This is a genomic window from Marinitenerispora sediminis, from assembly GCF_003336425.1.
In the GTDB taxonomy this organism is placed as follows: domain Bacteria; phylum Actinomycetota; class Actinomycetes; order Streptosporangiales; family Streptosporangiaceae; genus Marinitenerispora; species Marinitenerispora sediminis.
Window position 1 is genome coordinate 1 of sequence record NZ_QEIO01000134.1, and the last position, 14872, is coordinate 14872.

General features: G+C 75.1%; 14 protein-coding genes. 10 read left to right on the forward strand and 4 right to left on the reverse strand.

Annotated elements, in window-relative coordinates; translation table 11 throughout:
- Nucleotides 1–221: hypothetical protein (locus DEF28_RS21155; protein ID WP_114446201.1), on the reverse strand; the 221-nt coding region annotated here is incomplete at its 3' end.
- Nucleotides 222–607: 386 nt separating this feature from the next.
- Here DEF28_RS21155 and DEF28_RS21160 point away from each other — a divergent pair.
- The 4 genes from DEF28_RS21160 (at nt 608) to fdhD (ending at nt 6766) form a co-directional block, all read left to right on the forward strand.
- Nucleotides 608–2605: a molybdopterin oxidoreductase family protein gene (locus DEF28_RS21160; RefSeq protein WP_114399546.1), complete on the forward strand. Its 1998-nt coding sequence runs from the start codon at nt 608–610 to the stop codon at nt 2603–2605.
- 227 nt (nt 2606–2832) lie between these two features.
- A complete protein-coding gene (locus DEF28_RS21165) occupies nt 2833–4815 on the forward strand; it encodes an NAD(P)H-dependent oxidoreductase subunit E (RefSeq protein WP_114399547.1) in 1983 nt (660 codons plus the stop codon).
- Entirely contained in the window at nt 4812–5753 is a 942-nt protein-coding gene (locus DEF28_RS21170) for a 2Fe-2S iron-sulfur cluster-binding protein (protein WP_114399548.1), read from the forward strand. Before DEF28_RS21165 ends, DEF28_RS21170 begins: the two co-directional genes overlap by 4 nt.
- Nucleotides 5754–5905: 152 nt before the next feature.
- The gene (fdhD, locus tag DEF28_RS21175) at nt 5906–6766 is read left to right on the forward strand and encodes a formate dehydrogenase accessory sulfurtransferase FdhD (protein ID WP_114399549.1); all 861 of its coding nucleotides are present in this window, start codon (nt 5906–5908) and stop codon (nt 6764–6766) included.
- Between the two features lie 40 nt (nt 6767–6806).
- Here the strand turns inward: fdhD and DEF28_RS21180 are convergent, their stop codons facing one another.
- The gene (locus DEF28_RS21180) at nt 6807–7232 is read right to left on the reverse strand and encodes a winged helix-turn-helix transcriptional regulator (protein ID WP_114399550.1); all 426 of its coding nucleotides are present in this window, start codon (nt 7230–7232) and stop codon (nt 6807–6809) included.
- A gap of 158 nt (nt 7233–7390) precedes the next feature.
- Between DEF28_RS21180 and DEF28_RS21185 the strand changes: the two genes are divergently transcribed.
- Nucleotides 7391–8017, forward strand: a complete 627-nt coding sequence (locus DEF28_RS21185; RefSeq protein ID WP_114399551.1) for an NADPH-dependent F420 reductase — start codon at nt 7391–7393, stop codon at nt 8015–8017.
- Nucleotides 8018–8077: 60 nt separating this feature from the next.
- Here DEF28_RS21185 and DEF28_RS21190 read toward each other — a convergent pair whose 3' ends face one another.
- On the reverse strand, nt 8078–8824 hold the full coding sequence (locus DEF28_RS21190; RefSeq protein WP_233515454.1) for a FadR/GntR family transcriptional regulator: 747 nt from the start codon (nt 8822–8824) through the stop codon (nt 8078–8080).
- A 286-nt stretch (nt 8825–9110) separates the two neighbouring features.
- On the opposite strand from DEF28_RS21190, the gene DEF28_RS21195 reads away from it, so the two are divergent.
- The 5 genes from DEF28_RS21195 (at nt 9111) to DEF28_RS28860 (ending at nt 13362) form a co-directional block, all read left to right on the forward strand.
- A complete protein-coding gene (locus DEF28_RS21195) occupies nt 9111–9851 on the forward strand; it encodes a (Fe-S)-binding protein (RefSeq protein WP_114399552.1) in 741 nt (246 codons plus the stop codon).
- Nucleotides 9848–11323 (forward strand): lactate utilization protein B, encoded by a 1476-nt coding sequence (locus tag DEF28_RS21200; RefSeq protein WP_114399553.1) that lies wholly within the window; start codon nt 9848–9850, stop codon nt 11321–11323. Before DEF28_RS21195 ends, DEF28_RS21200 begins: the two co-directional genes overlap by 4 nt.
- Nucleotides 11320–11952, forward strand: a complete 633-nt coding sequence (locus DEF28_RS21205; RefSeq protein WP_114399557.1) for a LutC/YkgG family protein — start codon at nt 11320–11322, stop codon at nt 11950–11952. Before DEF28_RS21200 ends, DEF28_RS21205 begins: the two co-directional genes overlap by 4 nt.
- Before the next feature lie 139 nt (nt 11953–12091).
- A complete protein-coding gene (locus DEF28_RS21210; RefSeq protein ID WP_114399554.1) occupies nt 12092–13234 on the forward strand; it encodes a methyltransferase domain-containing protein in 1143 nt (380 codons plus the stop codon).
- Between the two features lie 2 nt (nt 13235–13236).
- Nucleotides 13237–13362: a hypothetical protein gene (locus DEF28_RS28860; RefSeq protein WP_258862223.1), complete on the forward strand. Its 126-nt coding sequence runs from the start codon at nt 13237–13239 to the stop codon at nt 13360–13362.
- Between the two features lie 21 nt (nt 13363–13383).
- Here DEF28_RS28860 and DEF28_RS21215 read toward each other — a convergent pair.
- Nucleotides 13384–14872: ABC transporter permease subunit (locus tag DEF28_RS21215; protein ID WP_114446202.1), on the reverse strand; the 1489-nt coding region annotated here is incomplete at its 5' end.

Below are 14872 nucleotides of genomic sequence, written 5' to 3' on the forward strand. Positions count from 1 at the left end.
CCCCAGCCCCAGCCGCCGTCCCAGCCGCCCCAGCCTCCGTCCCAGCCGCCCCAGCCGCCGGCGAAGGAGTTGACGCTGCTGGTGCTGGCGCCGAACGGCCCAGCGAAGGTGCCCTGCGCGGAGAAGCCGCTGGAGTCCGCGAACGCCACGGCGGGCAGACCCAGAGCCAGGGCGGGAGCCACGATGCCGGTCACCAGGATCCGACGCACAGTCTTCTTCATGGAAATCGATCCTCCAGGGAAGATGACCTGGCGATCTGCCAAGTCCCGGGCCCCGAACGGAGCGGCCGCCGCGCGGCACCTTCCCTCGCCGCAGACGCCGCCCCTGGGCCGTCTCCCCCATGCTTCATCGCACCCGCGCCAAGACTAAACAGCCCGATCCCCCGTCGTCGGCCAAACCGTGGCCCGGTCCGCAAACCATCATTGACCTCTCCTCGTGGAACCTTCCGGAAATCGCCAAGTGCGCACGGCGGCGCGGTCGCCTTGTTACAGCCAGCAACTCCGAATACTGTAGACAATATTTCGCTATCCCTTTCCGCTCCCTTCGGCCGCCCCGGCAGCGCGGCGGCCCCACCGAACCCGCCATCGGCCAACCAAGCGAGGCCCCGATGCGAACTGACGGATTCACCGCTCCCTACCAGCGCCTCACCCGCCCCCTCGTCCGCGAGGACGGCGAGCTGCGCCCCGCCTCCTGGGAGGAGGCCCTCGACCGCGCGGCGGAGGGCTTCGCCCGCAACGTCCGCCGGCACGGCCCCAACACCTTCGGGATGCTGTCCTGCGCCCGCGCCACCAACGAGATGAACTACGTGGCGCAGAAGTTCACCCGGGCCGTCATCGGCACCAACAACGTCGACTCCTGCAACCGCACCTGCCACGCCCCGAGCGTCGCCGGCCTGTCCGCCGCGTTCGGCTCCGGAGGGGGCACGTCCTCCTACCAGGAGGTCGAGGACACCGACCTCATCATCCTGTGGGGCGGCAACCCCCGCTTCGCGCACCCGATCTTCTTCCAGCACGTGCTCAAGGGCGTGCACAACGGGGCCCGGCTCTTCGTGGTCGACCCGCGGCGCACCTCCTCGGCGGCGTGGGCCGACCGCTGGCTCGGCCTGAACGTGGGCACCGACATCCCCCTGGCGCACGCCATCGGCCGCGAGATCATCCACGCCGGCCTGACCAACGACACGTTCATCAGCCGCGGCACCAGCGGGTTCGACGAGTACCGGGCCCTGGTCGAGCCCTGGACCCTGGCGGCCGCGGAGGCGGAGACCGGAGTGCCCGCCGAGGCGATCCGGGAGCTCGCGCACGCCTACGCGCGGGCGGAGCGCGCCCAGCTGTGCTGGACGCTCGGGATCACCGAGCACCACAACGCGACCGACAACGTGCGCGCGCTGATCAACCTGTCGCTGCTCACGGGGCACGTGGGCCGCTACGGCTCCGGCCTCAACCCGCTGCGCGGCCAGAACAACGTGCAGGGCGGCGGCGACATGGGCGCCATCCCCAACCGGCTCACCGGTTTCCAGGACATCCTGGACACCGAGGCGCGGCAGCGCTTCGAGGCGGCGTGGGGCCAGCCGATCCAGCCCCGCCACGGGATGACGCTCACCCAGATGTTCGAGGCGATGGACGAGGGGGAGCTGCGCGCCCTCTACGTCATCGGCGAGAACCCGGTGCAGTCCGAACCCGAGACGGAGAAGACCACCCGGCGGCTGCGCTCACTCGACCACCTCGTCGTGCAGGACATCTTCCTCACCCGCACCGCGGAGATGGCCGACGTCGTGCTGCCGGCCAGCGCCTCGTGGTGCGAGTCCGACGGCACCTTCACCAACAGCGAGCGGCGCGTCCAGCTGGTGCGCAAGGCGCTGGACCCGCCGCCGGGGGCCCGCGACGACATCCACATCCTCTGCGACCTCGCCAACCGGCTCGGCCGCGACTGGTCCTACCCGACCGCCGAGGAGGTGTGGGACGAGCTGCGCGCGCTGTCCCCCATGCACCGCGGCATGAGCTACCAGCGGCTGGCGGAGCTGCACGGCATCCAGTGGCCCTGCTACTCCGAGGACACGCTGGAGCCCAGCTACCTGCACGCCCGGCTGTGGGAGGAGGACCCGGCCCGCCGCGGCGAGCCGGCGGCGTTCGGCCTGGTCGGCCACTCGCCGCCGGTCGACCTGCTGGACGACGACTACCCGTTCCGGCTGACCACCGGGCGCCGGCTGGACGACTACAACACCGGAGTGCAGACCAGCGGGTTCTCCTCGCCGCTGCGGCGCGGCGAGCTGCTCGACATCTCCCCCGAGGACGCAGCGGCGCTGGGCGTCCGCGACGGGGAGACGGTGCGGGTGTCCTCGCGCCGCGGCTCGGTGCTGGTGCCGGTCTCCGTCAGCCGCTCGATGCGGCCCGGCCTGGTCTTCATGACCTTCCACTTCCCCGACCAGGTGGACACCCAGCTGCTCACGCTGGACGCCACCGACCCGATCGCCGGCACGGCGGAGTACAAGGCGGCCGCCGTCCGGATCGAGCGCCTCGCGGACGGCAGCGCCACCGACGCGGCCGCCGGCGCGGAGCGCACCGGTGCCGGCGCCGCGGCACCGCGGGCACTCCCCGCCCGGACCTGACCGTCCCCCGGCCGGCCCGGCGCCGGAACCCCCCGGGCCGGCCGGATTCCGCCCCCCGACAGGGGAGCGCGGGGTCTTGTGGCGGCCGCGTCGAGCGCATACTGTATCTCGTATACAGAAATATGTGACCCAGGCAACACTAACCCTCCTGCTTCCCCTCGCCTCCCCGCACGCTTGGGCCGCCCGCCGGAGCGCGTCCGACACGACTGATTCGAGGTGACCGGCACGTGGACCTTCGCTTCCTGGATGCTCCGCCCACCGATGCGGAACGCGACGCCGTGGACGCCGTCCTGGGCCCCGCGGAGTCCGGCTGGGACGGCGGCCGGCGCGAGGCCGCCGACCTGCGCTACGCGCGGGGCGGCCACGCCGCTCGCGACCGCCGCGACCTGCTGCTCCCCGCGCTGCACGCGGTGAACGACCGGGTCGGCTGGATCAGCCCGGCGGCGCTCGACTACATCTGCCGGCGGCTGACCGTCCCTCCGGCCGAGGCCTACGGCGTGGCCACCTTCTACGCCATGTTCGCCGTGCACGAGCGCCCGCGCCGGGTGGTGCACGTGTGCACCGACATCGCCTGCGCCGCGCGCGGCGCCGACCGCCTGCGCGCCGACCTCGCGGAGCGTGCGGGACCGCCGGGCGGCACCGGCTCGGAGGTGGTGTGGCACGAGAGCCCGTGCCTCGGGCTGTGCGAGCGGGCACCGGCCGCGCTCGCACTGGAGGCCGGCGCTCCGCCGCGCTACGCGGTCGCCGCACCCGCCACGGCCGCCGACCTGGACCGGCTCACCGGCGCCGCGGCCGCGCCGGACGAGGGCCCGGCGGGCACCGGCGCGCACGGCTCCGCCGGCGCCGCGACCTTCGCGAGCGAGCCGGCGGCCGGCGGCCGCGCCGAGCCGCCCGCGCACGCCTCGGTCCCGCAGGCCGGCGAGCCCGGGCTGGTGCTGCTGCGCCGGATCGGCGTCGTCGACCCGGAGAGCCTGGACGACTACCGGGCGAACGGCGGGTACGCCGCGCTGCGCCGCGCGCTGCGGCTCGGGCCCGCCGGTGTGATCCGGGAGGTGCTCGACTCCGGCCTGGTCGGCCGCGGCGGCGCGGCGTTCCCCACCGGCCGCAAGTGGGAGGGCACCGCGCGCCAGCCGGACACACCGCACTACCTGGTGTGCAACGCCGACGAGAGCGAGCCCGGGACGTTCAAGGACCGGGTGGTCATGGAGGGCGACCCCTTCTCGGTCATCGAGGCCATGACGGTCGCCGGCTACGCCACCGCCGCGCGCAAGGGCTACCTCTACATCCGCGGCGAGTACCCCCGGGCGCTGTCGCTGCTGGAGAACGCCATCGCGCGGGCCCGCGAGCGCAACCTGCTCGGCCGCGACATCCTCGGGTCGGGTTTCGACTTCGACATCGAGATCCGGCGCGGCGCGGGCGCCTACATCTGCGGCGAGGAGACCGCGATCTTCAACTCGATCGAGGGCCGCCGCGGGGAGCCGCGCAGCAAGCCGCCGTTCCCGATCGAGCGCGGCCTGTTCGGCAAGCCCACCACGATCAACAACGTCGAGACGCTGGTCAACGTGCTGCCCATCCTGCTGATGGGCGGGCCGGCCTACGCCGGGATCGGCACCGGGCGCTCCACCGGCCCCAAGCTGTTCTGCGTCTCCGGAACCGTGCGGCGGCCCGGCGTCTACGAACTGCCCTTCGGCGCCACGCTGCGCGAACTGGTCACGCTCGCCGGCGGCACGCCGGACGGCCGGCCGCCCCGCGCCGTGCTGCTCGGCGGCGCCGCCGGGGGGTTCGTGCGCGGCGACGAGCTGGACATCCCGCTGACCTTCGAGGGCGCACGCGAGGCCGGAGCGACCCTCGGCTCGGGCGTGGTGCTCGTCCTCGACGACACCGTGGACCTCCCCGCCATCCTCGTGCGCATCGCCGCGTTCTTCCGCGACGAGTCGTGCGGCCAGTGCGTCCCGTGCCGGGTGGGGACCGTGCGCCAGGAGGAGGCGCTGCACCGGCTGTCGACGGGAGCCGGCGCGCGCCGCACCGACCTGGAGCTGCTGCGCGACGTGGGCGCCGCCATGCGCGACGCCTCCATCTGCGGCCTCGGCCAGACCGCCTGGAACGCCGTGGAGTCGGCGATCGACCGGCTCGGGGTGTTCGGCGCCGAGCCGGCGGCCGCGCCCGCCGAGGCCCCCTCCCCCGCCCACGCTGCCAAGGAGGACCGTTGAGTACCCCTGTCCCGCTGGCGCCGCCCCGGCGCCTGGTCGACGTCACGATCGACGGCCGCGAGGTCCGCGTCCCCGAGGGCGCCACCATCCTCGACGCCTGCGCCTCCACGGGCACCGACGTGCCCACGCTCTGCTACGGCGACACCCTCACCCCCAAGAACGCCTGCCGGGTCTGCGTGGTCGAGGTGGACGGCGCCCGCACCCTGGCGCCGGCCTGCTCGCGGGCGGTGGAGCCGGGCATGGCCGTACGCACCGACTCCGAGCGGGTCCGGCACAGCCGGCGCATGGTGCTGGAGCTCCTGGGGTCGTCGGTCGACCTGTCCACGACGCCGGAGGCGCCGGAGTGGATGGAGCGCTACGGTGCCCGGCCGGAGCGGTTCGGCCCGCGCGCCGAACCCGCCGCGCTCGGCGAGCGCGACGCCCGGCACGCGGGCGCGCACGAGCCCCCGGACGGCGCGGCGGCCGCCACGGTCGAGCAGCCGCCCAAGGTGGACAACGACCTCTACGTGCGCGACTACGGCAAGTGCATCATGTGCTACAAGTGCGTGGACGCCTGCGGCGAGCAGTGGCAGAACACGTTCGCGATCGGCGTCGCCGGGCGCGGCTTCGACGCGCGGATCTCCACCGAGCACGACGTCGCACTGCCGGACTCCGCCTGCGTGTACTGCGGCAACTGCATCGAGGTCTGCCCCACGGGGGCACTGTCGTTCCGGAGCGAGTTCGAGATGCGCGCCGAGGGCACCTGGGACGAGGAGCGGCAGACACAGACCACCACGATCTGCACCTACTGCGGTGTCGGGTGCAACGTGACCCTGCACGTGCAGGAGAACGAGATCGTCAAGGTCACCTCGCCGCACGACAACCCCGTGACGCACGGCAACCTGTGCATCAAGGGGCGGTTCGGCTTCCAGCACGTCCAGCAGCGGCGGCACGACTGACCCGGCGGCCCCGACAGCACCGGACGTGTCGGGCCGAACATGAATAAACAGGCGCCCCTCCGGGAATCTGGTACGAGGCTTGGCGACGGCCCGCTGTCGGGTGTTGACTGTCAGGCGGTACTTGAGAGGCGGCGCCGGGAAGGCGGACAGTCATGGGACGTGTCACGGTCCGTGAGAAGGTTCTCCGGATCCGGGGAGCGGCCACCAGCAGCCGCGTCGACACGCTGGTGGTCGAGGAGCCCCTGGAGATCCGGCTGAACGGCGAGCCGCTCACCGTGACGATGCGCACGCCCGGGAACGACTTCGACCTCGCGGCCGGCTTCCTGGTCAGCGAGGGGGTCATCACCCGCGCGGCCGACATCGCCGCGATCCGCTACTGCGCGGGCGCCACCGATGACGGCTCCAACACCTACAACGTCCTGGACGTGTCGCTCGCGCCGGGCGTGCGGGTCCCGGAGATGTCGCTGGAGCGCAACTTCTACACCACTTCCTCGTGCGGCCTGTGCGGCAAGGCCAGCCTGGAGGCGGTCCGCACGGTAGCGCGGTTCTCCGTGGCCGAGGACCCGGTGCGCTTCGGCGTCGCGACGCTGGCGGCCCTGCCGGACCGGCTGCGGGAGGCGCAGCGGGTGTTCGACCGCACCGGCGGGCTGCACGCCGCGGGGCTGTTCACCCCCTCGGGCGAGCTGCTCGCGGTCCGCGAGGACGTCGGGCGCCACAACGCGGTGGACAAGCTGATCGGCTGGGCGGTCCGGGAGGACCGGCTGCCGCTGCGCGGCACCGGCCTGCTGGTGTCGGGCCGGGCCAGCTTCGAACTGGCGCAGAAGGCGCTGATGGCCGGGCTCCCGATGCTCGCGGCCGTGTCAGCGCCCTCCTCCCTGGCGGTCGACCTGGCCGCCGACTCCGGGCTCGCGCTCGTGGGGTTCCTCCGCGGCCCGTCGATGAACGTCTACGCCGGCCGGCACCGGATCGACCTGGAGACGGCGTCCACGACGCCGATGGCGGCCCCAGGCTGATCGCCGGCTCAGCCGTAGGCGCGGGATCGGCCGGCGCTCCTCAGCCCCCTGCGCCGGCCGATCCTGACCGCGCCGGCTCCCCGTGGGCCGCCCGCGCGGCGTCGATGTCGGCCATGTGCCGGTCCGCCCACGCGCTCACCGCGGCGAGCACGGGCAGCAGGCTCTCCCCCAGCGGGGTGAGCGCGTAGTCGACCCGGGCGGGCACGCCCGCCGTGACCGAGCGGCGCACCAGGCCGTCGCGCTCCAGGCCGCGCAGCGTCTGGGTGAGCATCTTCTGACTGACGCCCGGAACCGAGCGCCGCAGGTCCCCGTGCCGGCGGGGGCCGTCGGCCAGCCGGGTGAGCAGGAGCGCGACCCACTTCTCGCCGATGCGCTCCATCAGCCGCCGGCTCGGGCAGTCCGCGAACGCCGCGTCGAACACGGTCCTGGCCTCCGCCCGCCGCTGCGCCGCCGTCCGGGTGGGCATGCGCTCCCTCCGCTCCCGTGGGTTCGTGCCGGTTCCGTGGGCACCTCCGGGTGCGTACTCCCGCCCGGTGCCGCCTCCAGCCTAGGTTGCCTGCGAAGGGGCGGGGCCGGCACGGGCCGCTGCCCGCCCCCGTCGGACGAGAGACAGGGAGCACAACGATGACCACCACGTCCACGATCGCCGTCCTGGGAACCGGCAGCGTGTCGCGCGCGCTGGCCGCCGGGCTGCGGGCCGCTGGGCACCGCGTCGTCGTCGGCTCGCGCACCCCGTCCCCCTCGGAGGGGACGGTGGGCCACGCCGCGGCGGCCGCGGCCGCCGGCATCGTGGTGAACGCGCTTCCCGGCGACGCCGCGCTCGATGTGCTGACTCCGCTGGCCGACGAGCTGGCGGGGGCGGTCCTGGTGGACGTGGCCAACGCCGTGGAGTACGGCCCGGACGGCCTGGCGAGCGCGCTGCGCCACCCGGGGAGCAGCCTCGCCGAGGAGCTGCAGCGGGCGCTGCCGCGCACCCGCGTGGTGAAGACGCTGAACACGATGGGCCCGGCCGCGCTCATGGCGGACCCGACCGGCCTGTCGGCACCGCTGACGGCGTTCCTGTCCGGCAACGATCCGGCGGCGAAGGCGGTGGTGGCCGGGCTGCTCGGCGACCTCGGCTGGCCCGGCGAGGGGATCATCGACCTGGGCGACGTGGCGACGGCGCGCGGCCCGGAGGCGTTCATCCTCATGGTGCGCCCGCTGGTGCGGGCGCTGGGGCCGGTGCCCTTCGGGCTGGCGGTCGCGCGCTGAGCCCGCCCCCGGTCATGCGCCGGGCCCGCCGCGGGTCCTTCGCCCTTCGGCGCGCCGCCGTCAGGCGAAGTCGTCGAGATGCGCCCGCAGCCAGTTCTCGACCTCCAGCACGTGGACGGTGGCGGCCGCCTGGGCGGCGGCGGGGTCGCGGGCGGCCAGCGCGCGGTAGATGCGCTCGTGGTCCTCGCGGAGCCGGCCGGTGAGGCCGGCGCGCTGGTGGCCGCGCCAGACACGGGACCGGAAGGTGTGCGAGGACAGTCCCGCGTTGACGGCGGCCAGCGTGGCGTTGCCGGTGGTCTCGACGATCGCCTGGTGGAAGGCGAGGTCGGCGGCGACGGCGCGCTCCAGGCTCCCGCCGTCGGTGAGGTCGGCCAGCAGCGCGCCGATGCGCGCGAGGCGCTCGTCGTCCACCCGGGCGGCGGCCAGCGCCGTGGCGGCCGGTTCCAGCATGCGGCGCACCTGGAGCACCTCGACCAGCGTCTCGCCGCGGGAGATCTCGGCGAGCACCCCGAAGGTCTCCAGCAGGTCGGCCGGCCGCAGCGCGGTCACGTACACGCCGGCGCCGTGCCGGGCCTCCAGCACGCCGAGCGTGGTGAGCGCCCGGATCGCCTCGCGCATGGAGCTGCGGGACAGGCCCAGTTCCGCCGACAGCTCCCGCTCGGTGGGCAGGCGCTGGCCCGGGCGGAGCGCGCCCTCGGCGATCATCGCCTTGATCCGCTCGATCGCCCGCTGGGTCACCGACGTCCGGCCGGTCTCGGCCGCCGCGGCGCCCGGCGCGTCCGGCGCCGGGTCGGCGGGTGTGCTCACGGTGGCTCCTCACGTACCGGCGGACGGGGACGGCCGGTGGCCGGGGTGCGTCGGGTGTGTCCCCTCGTGCGCACCATCTTGGCACCTGCCGCCGAATGGCACGGCATGTCATCAGACCAATCCGCGTGCATCAGCTCGCCGTCTGGGCTACCATCCCTCGCAGAGCGCCGGTCACTCCCGCGCTTCCGGGAAAGTCCTCCGACCAATCGGCGGGAGGTACGGTCGCACACCCGGGCCGGTCCGGAGCCGCGCCGGCCGGCGCGCCGACGCCGGAGACGAGGAGCCCATGCGGATCGCGCTGTTCATCACGTGCGTCAACGACACCCTGTTCCCCCGCACCGGGCAGGCGGTGGTCCGGCTGCTGGAGCGGCTGGGGCACGAGGTGGTGTTCCCGGCCGCGCAGACGTGCTGCGGCCAGATGCACTACAACACGGGTTACCGCCGCGAGGCGCAGCGGCTCGCCGTCCGCTTCGTGCGCACGTTCGCCGACTGCGACGTCGTGCTGGCGCCGTCCGGCTCCTGCGCCGGGATGGTCCGCGACAACTATCCGCGGCTGGCCGACCCCGGCAGCCGGCTGCACGAGGCGGTGTCGGCGCTCGCGCCGCGGGTCGTCGACCTGTCCGAGCTGCTGGTGGACGTCCTGGAGGTGACCGACGTCGGCGCCTACTTCCCGCACCGCGTGACCTACCACCCCACCTGCCACGGCCTGCGGCTGCTCCGGCTCGGCGACCGCCCGCAGCGGCTGCTGCGCGAGGTGCGCGGGCTGGAGCTGGTCGAGCTGGCGGGCGCCGAGGAGTGCTGCGGCTTCGGCGGCACCTTCGCGGTCAAGAACGCCGCCGTGTCGGCCGCGATGGCGGCGGACAAGGCCCGCCACGCCGCCGACACCGGCGCCGAGGTGCTGTGCGCGGTGGACAACTCCTGCCTGATGCACATCGGCGGGACCCTGGACCGGCAGCGCGCCGGCGTGCGGGTCCTGCACCTGGCCGAGATCCTGGCCTCGACCGAAGAGGAGCCCGCGTCACTGTGAGCGCCACGTTCGTCGGCATGCCCGCGTTCCCGGCCGCCGCCCGCGCGGCGACCGGCGACGCGCAGCTGCGGCACAACCTGCGCAAGGCCACCCACACGATCCGCGACCGGCGCCGCGCCGTCGTCGAGGAGCTGGACGACTGGCCGCGGCTGCGCGCCGCGGGCAGAGCCGTCAAGGACCGCGTCCTGCGCCACCTGGACCACTACCTGGAGCGCCTGGAGGAGGCGGTGACCGCCGCCGGCGGCCGGGTGCACTGGGCGGCCGACGCCGCCGAGGCCAACGCGATCGTCACCGGCCTGGTGCGCGCCACCGGCGAGCGCGAGGTCGTCAAGGTCAAGTCCATGGCCACCCAGGAGATCGAACTCAACGAAGCGCTGGCGGCGGCGGGGATCACCGCCTACGAGACGGACCTCGCCGAGCTCATCGTGCAGCTGGGCGACGACCGGCCGTCCCACATCCTCGTGCCGGCTATCCACCGCAACCGCGCGGAGATCCGCGAGATCTTCCGGCGCACCATGAGCGAGTGGGGGGTGCCGGCGCCCGACGACCTCACCGACGACCCGGCCGCGCTCGCGGAGGCCGCCCGCCGCCACCTTCGGGAGAAGTTCCTGTCCGCGAAGGTCGCCGTCTCGGGGGCCAACTTCGCGGTGGCCGAGACCGGCAGCCTGGTGGTCCTGGAGTCCGAGGGCAACGGGCGGATGTGCCTCACGCTGCCGCGCACGCTGATCTCCGTGGTGGGCATCGAGAAGATCGTGCCGACCTGGGCGGACCTGGAGGTCTTCCTGCAGCTGCTGCCGCGCTCCTCCACCGGGGAGCGGATGAACCCCTACACGTCGGTCTGGAGCGGGGTGATTCCCGGCGACGGCCCGCAGGAGTTCCACCTCGTGCTGCTGGACAACGGTCGCAGCGCGACGCTGGCGGACACGGTCGGGCGGCAGGCGCTGCGCTGCATCCGCTGCTCGGCCTGCCTCAACATCTGCCCGGTGTACGAGCGGGCCGGCGGGCACGCCTACGGCTCGGTCTACCCGGGCCCGATCGGCGCCATCCTCACCCCGCAGCTGCGCGGCACCACCACCGAGCTGGACGCGTCGCTGCCCTACGCGTCGTCGCTCTGCGGGGCCTGCTACGAGGTGTGCCCGGTGGCCATCGACATCCCGGAGGTGCTGGTCCACCTCCGGGAGCGCGTGGCATCGGGCGGCGGGCACACCGCCGAGCGGGCCGCCATGGCGGCGGCGGGCTGGGTGCTCAACGACGACCGGCGGCTCGGCCTGGCGCAGCGCGCCGCCGGCAGGATGCGCGGCCTCGTGCCGCGCCGGCTGCCGGGGCCGGGCGCCGCCTGGACCGACACCCGGGACGTGCCGGCGATCCCCGCCGAGTCGTTCCGCGACTGGTGGGCCACGCGGGAACGGGGCGGCGGACCCGACGCGCGCGGGCCGGCGGACGGGCGCGGCCGGACGGAGGGCGGCCGGTGAGCGGGTCGCGGGAGCGCATCCTGGCGCGGGTGCGGGCGGCGCTGGCGGACGTCCCGCGCGACGAGCGGCCCGGCGACGTCGACGTGCCGCGCGACTACGCCCGCGAGCACGGCCAGGGCGAGCTGATCCCGGTGCTCACCGACCGGCTGCTCGACTACCGGGCGCTGGTGCACCGGGTGACCGCCGCGGAGCTGCCGGGCGCGATCGCCGCCGCCCTGGCCCGGCGCGGTGCCGCCCGCGTGGTGGTCCCGCCCGGGCTGCCGGACGCGTGGCTGGGCGAGGCGGGCCCGGTCGCGGTCCCCGACCGGCCGCTGGACGTGGCCGAACTCGACGCGGTCGACGGCGTGCTCACCGGGTGCGCCGTGGCGATCGCCGAGACCGGCACGATCGTCCTGGACGCCGGACCGGACCAGGGCCGCCGCGCCATCACCCTGGTGCCCGACTACCACCTGTGCGTGGTCCCGGCCGAGCGGGTGGTCGCGAGCGTGCCGCAGGCGCTGCCCCGGCTCGATCCGCGCCGACCGCTGACCTGGATCAGCGGCCCGTCGGCCACCAGCGATATCGAGCTCAACCGGGTGGAGGGGGTGCACGGGCCCCGGACGCTGGAGGTGGTGATCGTGGCGGGGTGACGGCCGCGTCCCCGGGAACCCGCCCGGGAGCCGCAAATGCCGTATACCGCCGCCGACCTGGGGTTCCAGCTCCGCCGCCGGTGGCCGGGACCGGCCGGTTCCGCTGACAGCCGAGTGATCATCGGGCTACTTTCGGCGCATGGCACCCCCCGGTCCCGACGACCTCGCCGCCCTGGCCGGCAGCCCCGAGTGGGCCGCCGCCTTCCGCGAGGTCCCGCGTGAGCACTTCATCCCCGAGGTGGCCCAGGCGAGCTTCATGTCGGGCGCGCCGAGCCGGTGGATCGACCGCGACCGCGACCCCGCCGGCTGGCGGGCCGCCGTGTACGCCGACTCGACGATCCTCACCCAGGTCGACGACGGGAGCACCCCGCTCACCGAGGAGGCCTACCGGCCCGGCCTGACGCTGCCGTCGAGCTCCAACAGCGCGCCGAGCCTCGTCGCCCGCCTCCTCGGCCTGCTGGACCCGTATCCGGGCGACCGGGTGCTGGAGATCGGCACCGGCACCGGATGGACGGCGGCCCTGCTGTCCGCCCGGCTCGGCGGCGACAACGTCACCACGGTCGAGATCGACGCGAACGTGGCCGAACGCGCGGTCCAGAACCTGAAGCGCCTCGGCATCGCGCCGAACACGGTCGTCGCCGACGGTTCCGGCGGCTGGCCGGACGGCGCGCCCTACGACCGGGTGCACGTGACCTGCGGTGCCGCCTCGGTCCCCTACGCCTGGGTGGCGCAGACCCGCCCCGGCGGCGCCATCGTCCTGCCCTGGATGCACGGCGGCCGGGGCGGCGGCCACACGGTGGCACTGACCGTCACGGGCGCGGAGGCGGTCGGGCGGTTCCACGGGACGAACGCGTACATGCTGCTGCGCGGCCAGCGGGAGCCCATGCGCGCGATCGACGGCGCGGAACGGGAGTCGACCGCGTCCGTCGATCCGCGCCGCATCGCGCGCGGTGGCCCCGGACTCACGCTGGCGCTGGCCGGGCTGCTGCCGAACGTCACGGTCTTCGCGAACGAGAACACGGGCATGGACGGCTCCGTCCGGGGGGTGGCCCGGGAACGCGCCCCCGGCGAGTCCTGGGCCCGGGTCGACTACTGGCCGGCCAAGGGACGGTTCGAGGTCGTCCAACGCGGCCCCCGCGACCTGTGGGACGAGGTGGAGTCGGCCTACCTGACCTGGATCCGGTGGGGAGCGCCCGCCGCGGAGCGCTTCGGACTCACCGTCGGCCCGGACGGGCAGCACGTGTGGCTGGACCGGTCGGACAACCGCCTGGATGGGAGCTGAACGTGGGAAAGCACGGCAAGCAGGTCAACTGCTCAGTGTGCGGCGGCGACGGAGAGATCGTCGTGAACAGCGACGGCGCGCAGGAGACCTTCCCCTGCCAGGCGTGCAACGGCACCGGGAGGGTCTGACCGGTCCGGACGGCGGCCCGCTCACCGCCTCTGCACACGCACCAGGCTGGCCGCCACCCCCAGCACCGCCAGCCCCGCCGCCGGAAGTGCGACGGTCCACGGCGCGCGTTCGGCGTAGGCGATCGATTCCGCCAGCATGGCGCCCCACTCGGGGGAGCCGTGCGGGGCGCCGAGTCCGAGGAAGCTCAGTCCCGCGAGCGCCAGTGTGACGTGCGGCAGCCGGACCAGCGCGTGCCGGGCCACGGCGGGCAGCACCGACGGCAGCAGGTGGCGGCGCAGCATCCAGCCGTGCCCGGCACCTCCGGCGACGGCGGCCAGGTAGAAGCCCGAGGCGCGGACCTCGGCCGCCAGGGTGCGGGCGTGCACGGCCAGCGGCACCCAGGCCACCAGCATGACGGCCGCCGCGGCGCCGACCAGCCCCGGCCCCGCGACGGCGGCGACGAGGATGCCCACCAGCACCGGCGGCAGCGCGTTCAGCACGTCGGCGACGCCCGCGCGGGCGCGCCGGCCGGCCAGCCCGGCCGCCAGCCCCGCCGCGAGCGACACCGCGGTGACGACCAGGCCGGCGCCGACACTGAGCAGCGCCCCGTGCCCGAAGCGGGCCAGCACGTCGCGGCCGAGCGCGTCGGTGCCCGCCGGGTGCGCCCACGAGGGCGGGCGCAGCCGCTCGGCGAGCGCCATCGTGTCCGGGTCGCGCAGCAGTCCGGCGGCGACCACCAGCAGCAGGACCGCCGCGAGTGCCCCTGGCAGCCACCGCGCCGCGCGCCCGGCGGGCTCGGCCGGCGCCGCGGGGGTGAGTCCGGACCCCGTCAACGCCGGCCCGACGAGCAGCCGGTGCGCGAGGACGCCCGCCGCGCCGAGCGCCGAACCCGCCAGGACCAGCACGCCGACGCAGCCCTGCACGAGCGGGAGGTCCTGCGCGAGCACGGCGGCGAGGACGGTCGCACCCAGCCCGGGCACGGCGAAGACCGACTCGACCGCCACGGACGAGCCGAGCAGGCCGGTGAACAGCAGCAGCACCTGCGGGAGGGCGACGGCCACGCCGCGGCGCAGCAGCGCGAGCAGCAGCACGCCGCGTCCGAGGCCGGCCGCCCGCCATGCGCGCACCCACCCTTCGGCGAGGGCGGCGTCCAGCGCGCCGGCCAGGACCCGGCTGAGCAGACCGGCGGCCGGCAGCCCGAGGGCCAGGGCGGGCAGCACGGCGTTCGGCGGCCCGGCCCATCCCGAGGTGGGCAGCAGCCCCCAGCGCACGGCCACCACCGTGAGCAGCACCGAGGCCAGGAGGAAGTCCGGGAGCGCGGCGAGCGACGCCCCCACGGCGGCGCCGCGGCCGCCGACCGGCTCCCCCGTCGCGACCGACCTCCGCAGCCCGGGCAGCAGGACGAGCACGGCCCCGGTGAGGGCGACCGAGGAGGCGGCCAGGGCGAGACCACCGGAGACACCCGCCGCCTGCGCCACGGTGGGGCCCACCGGCAGGCCGGTCACCCACGACAGGCCGAGGTCGCCGCGC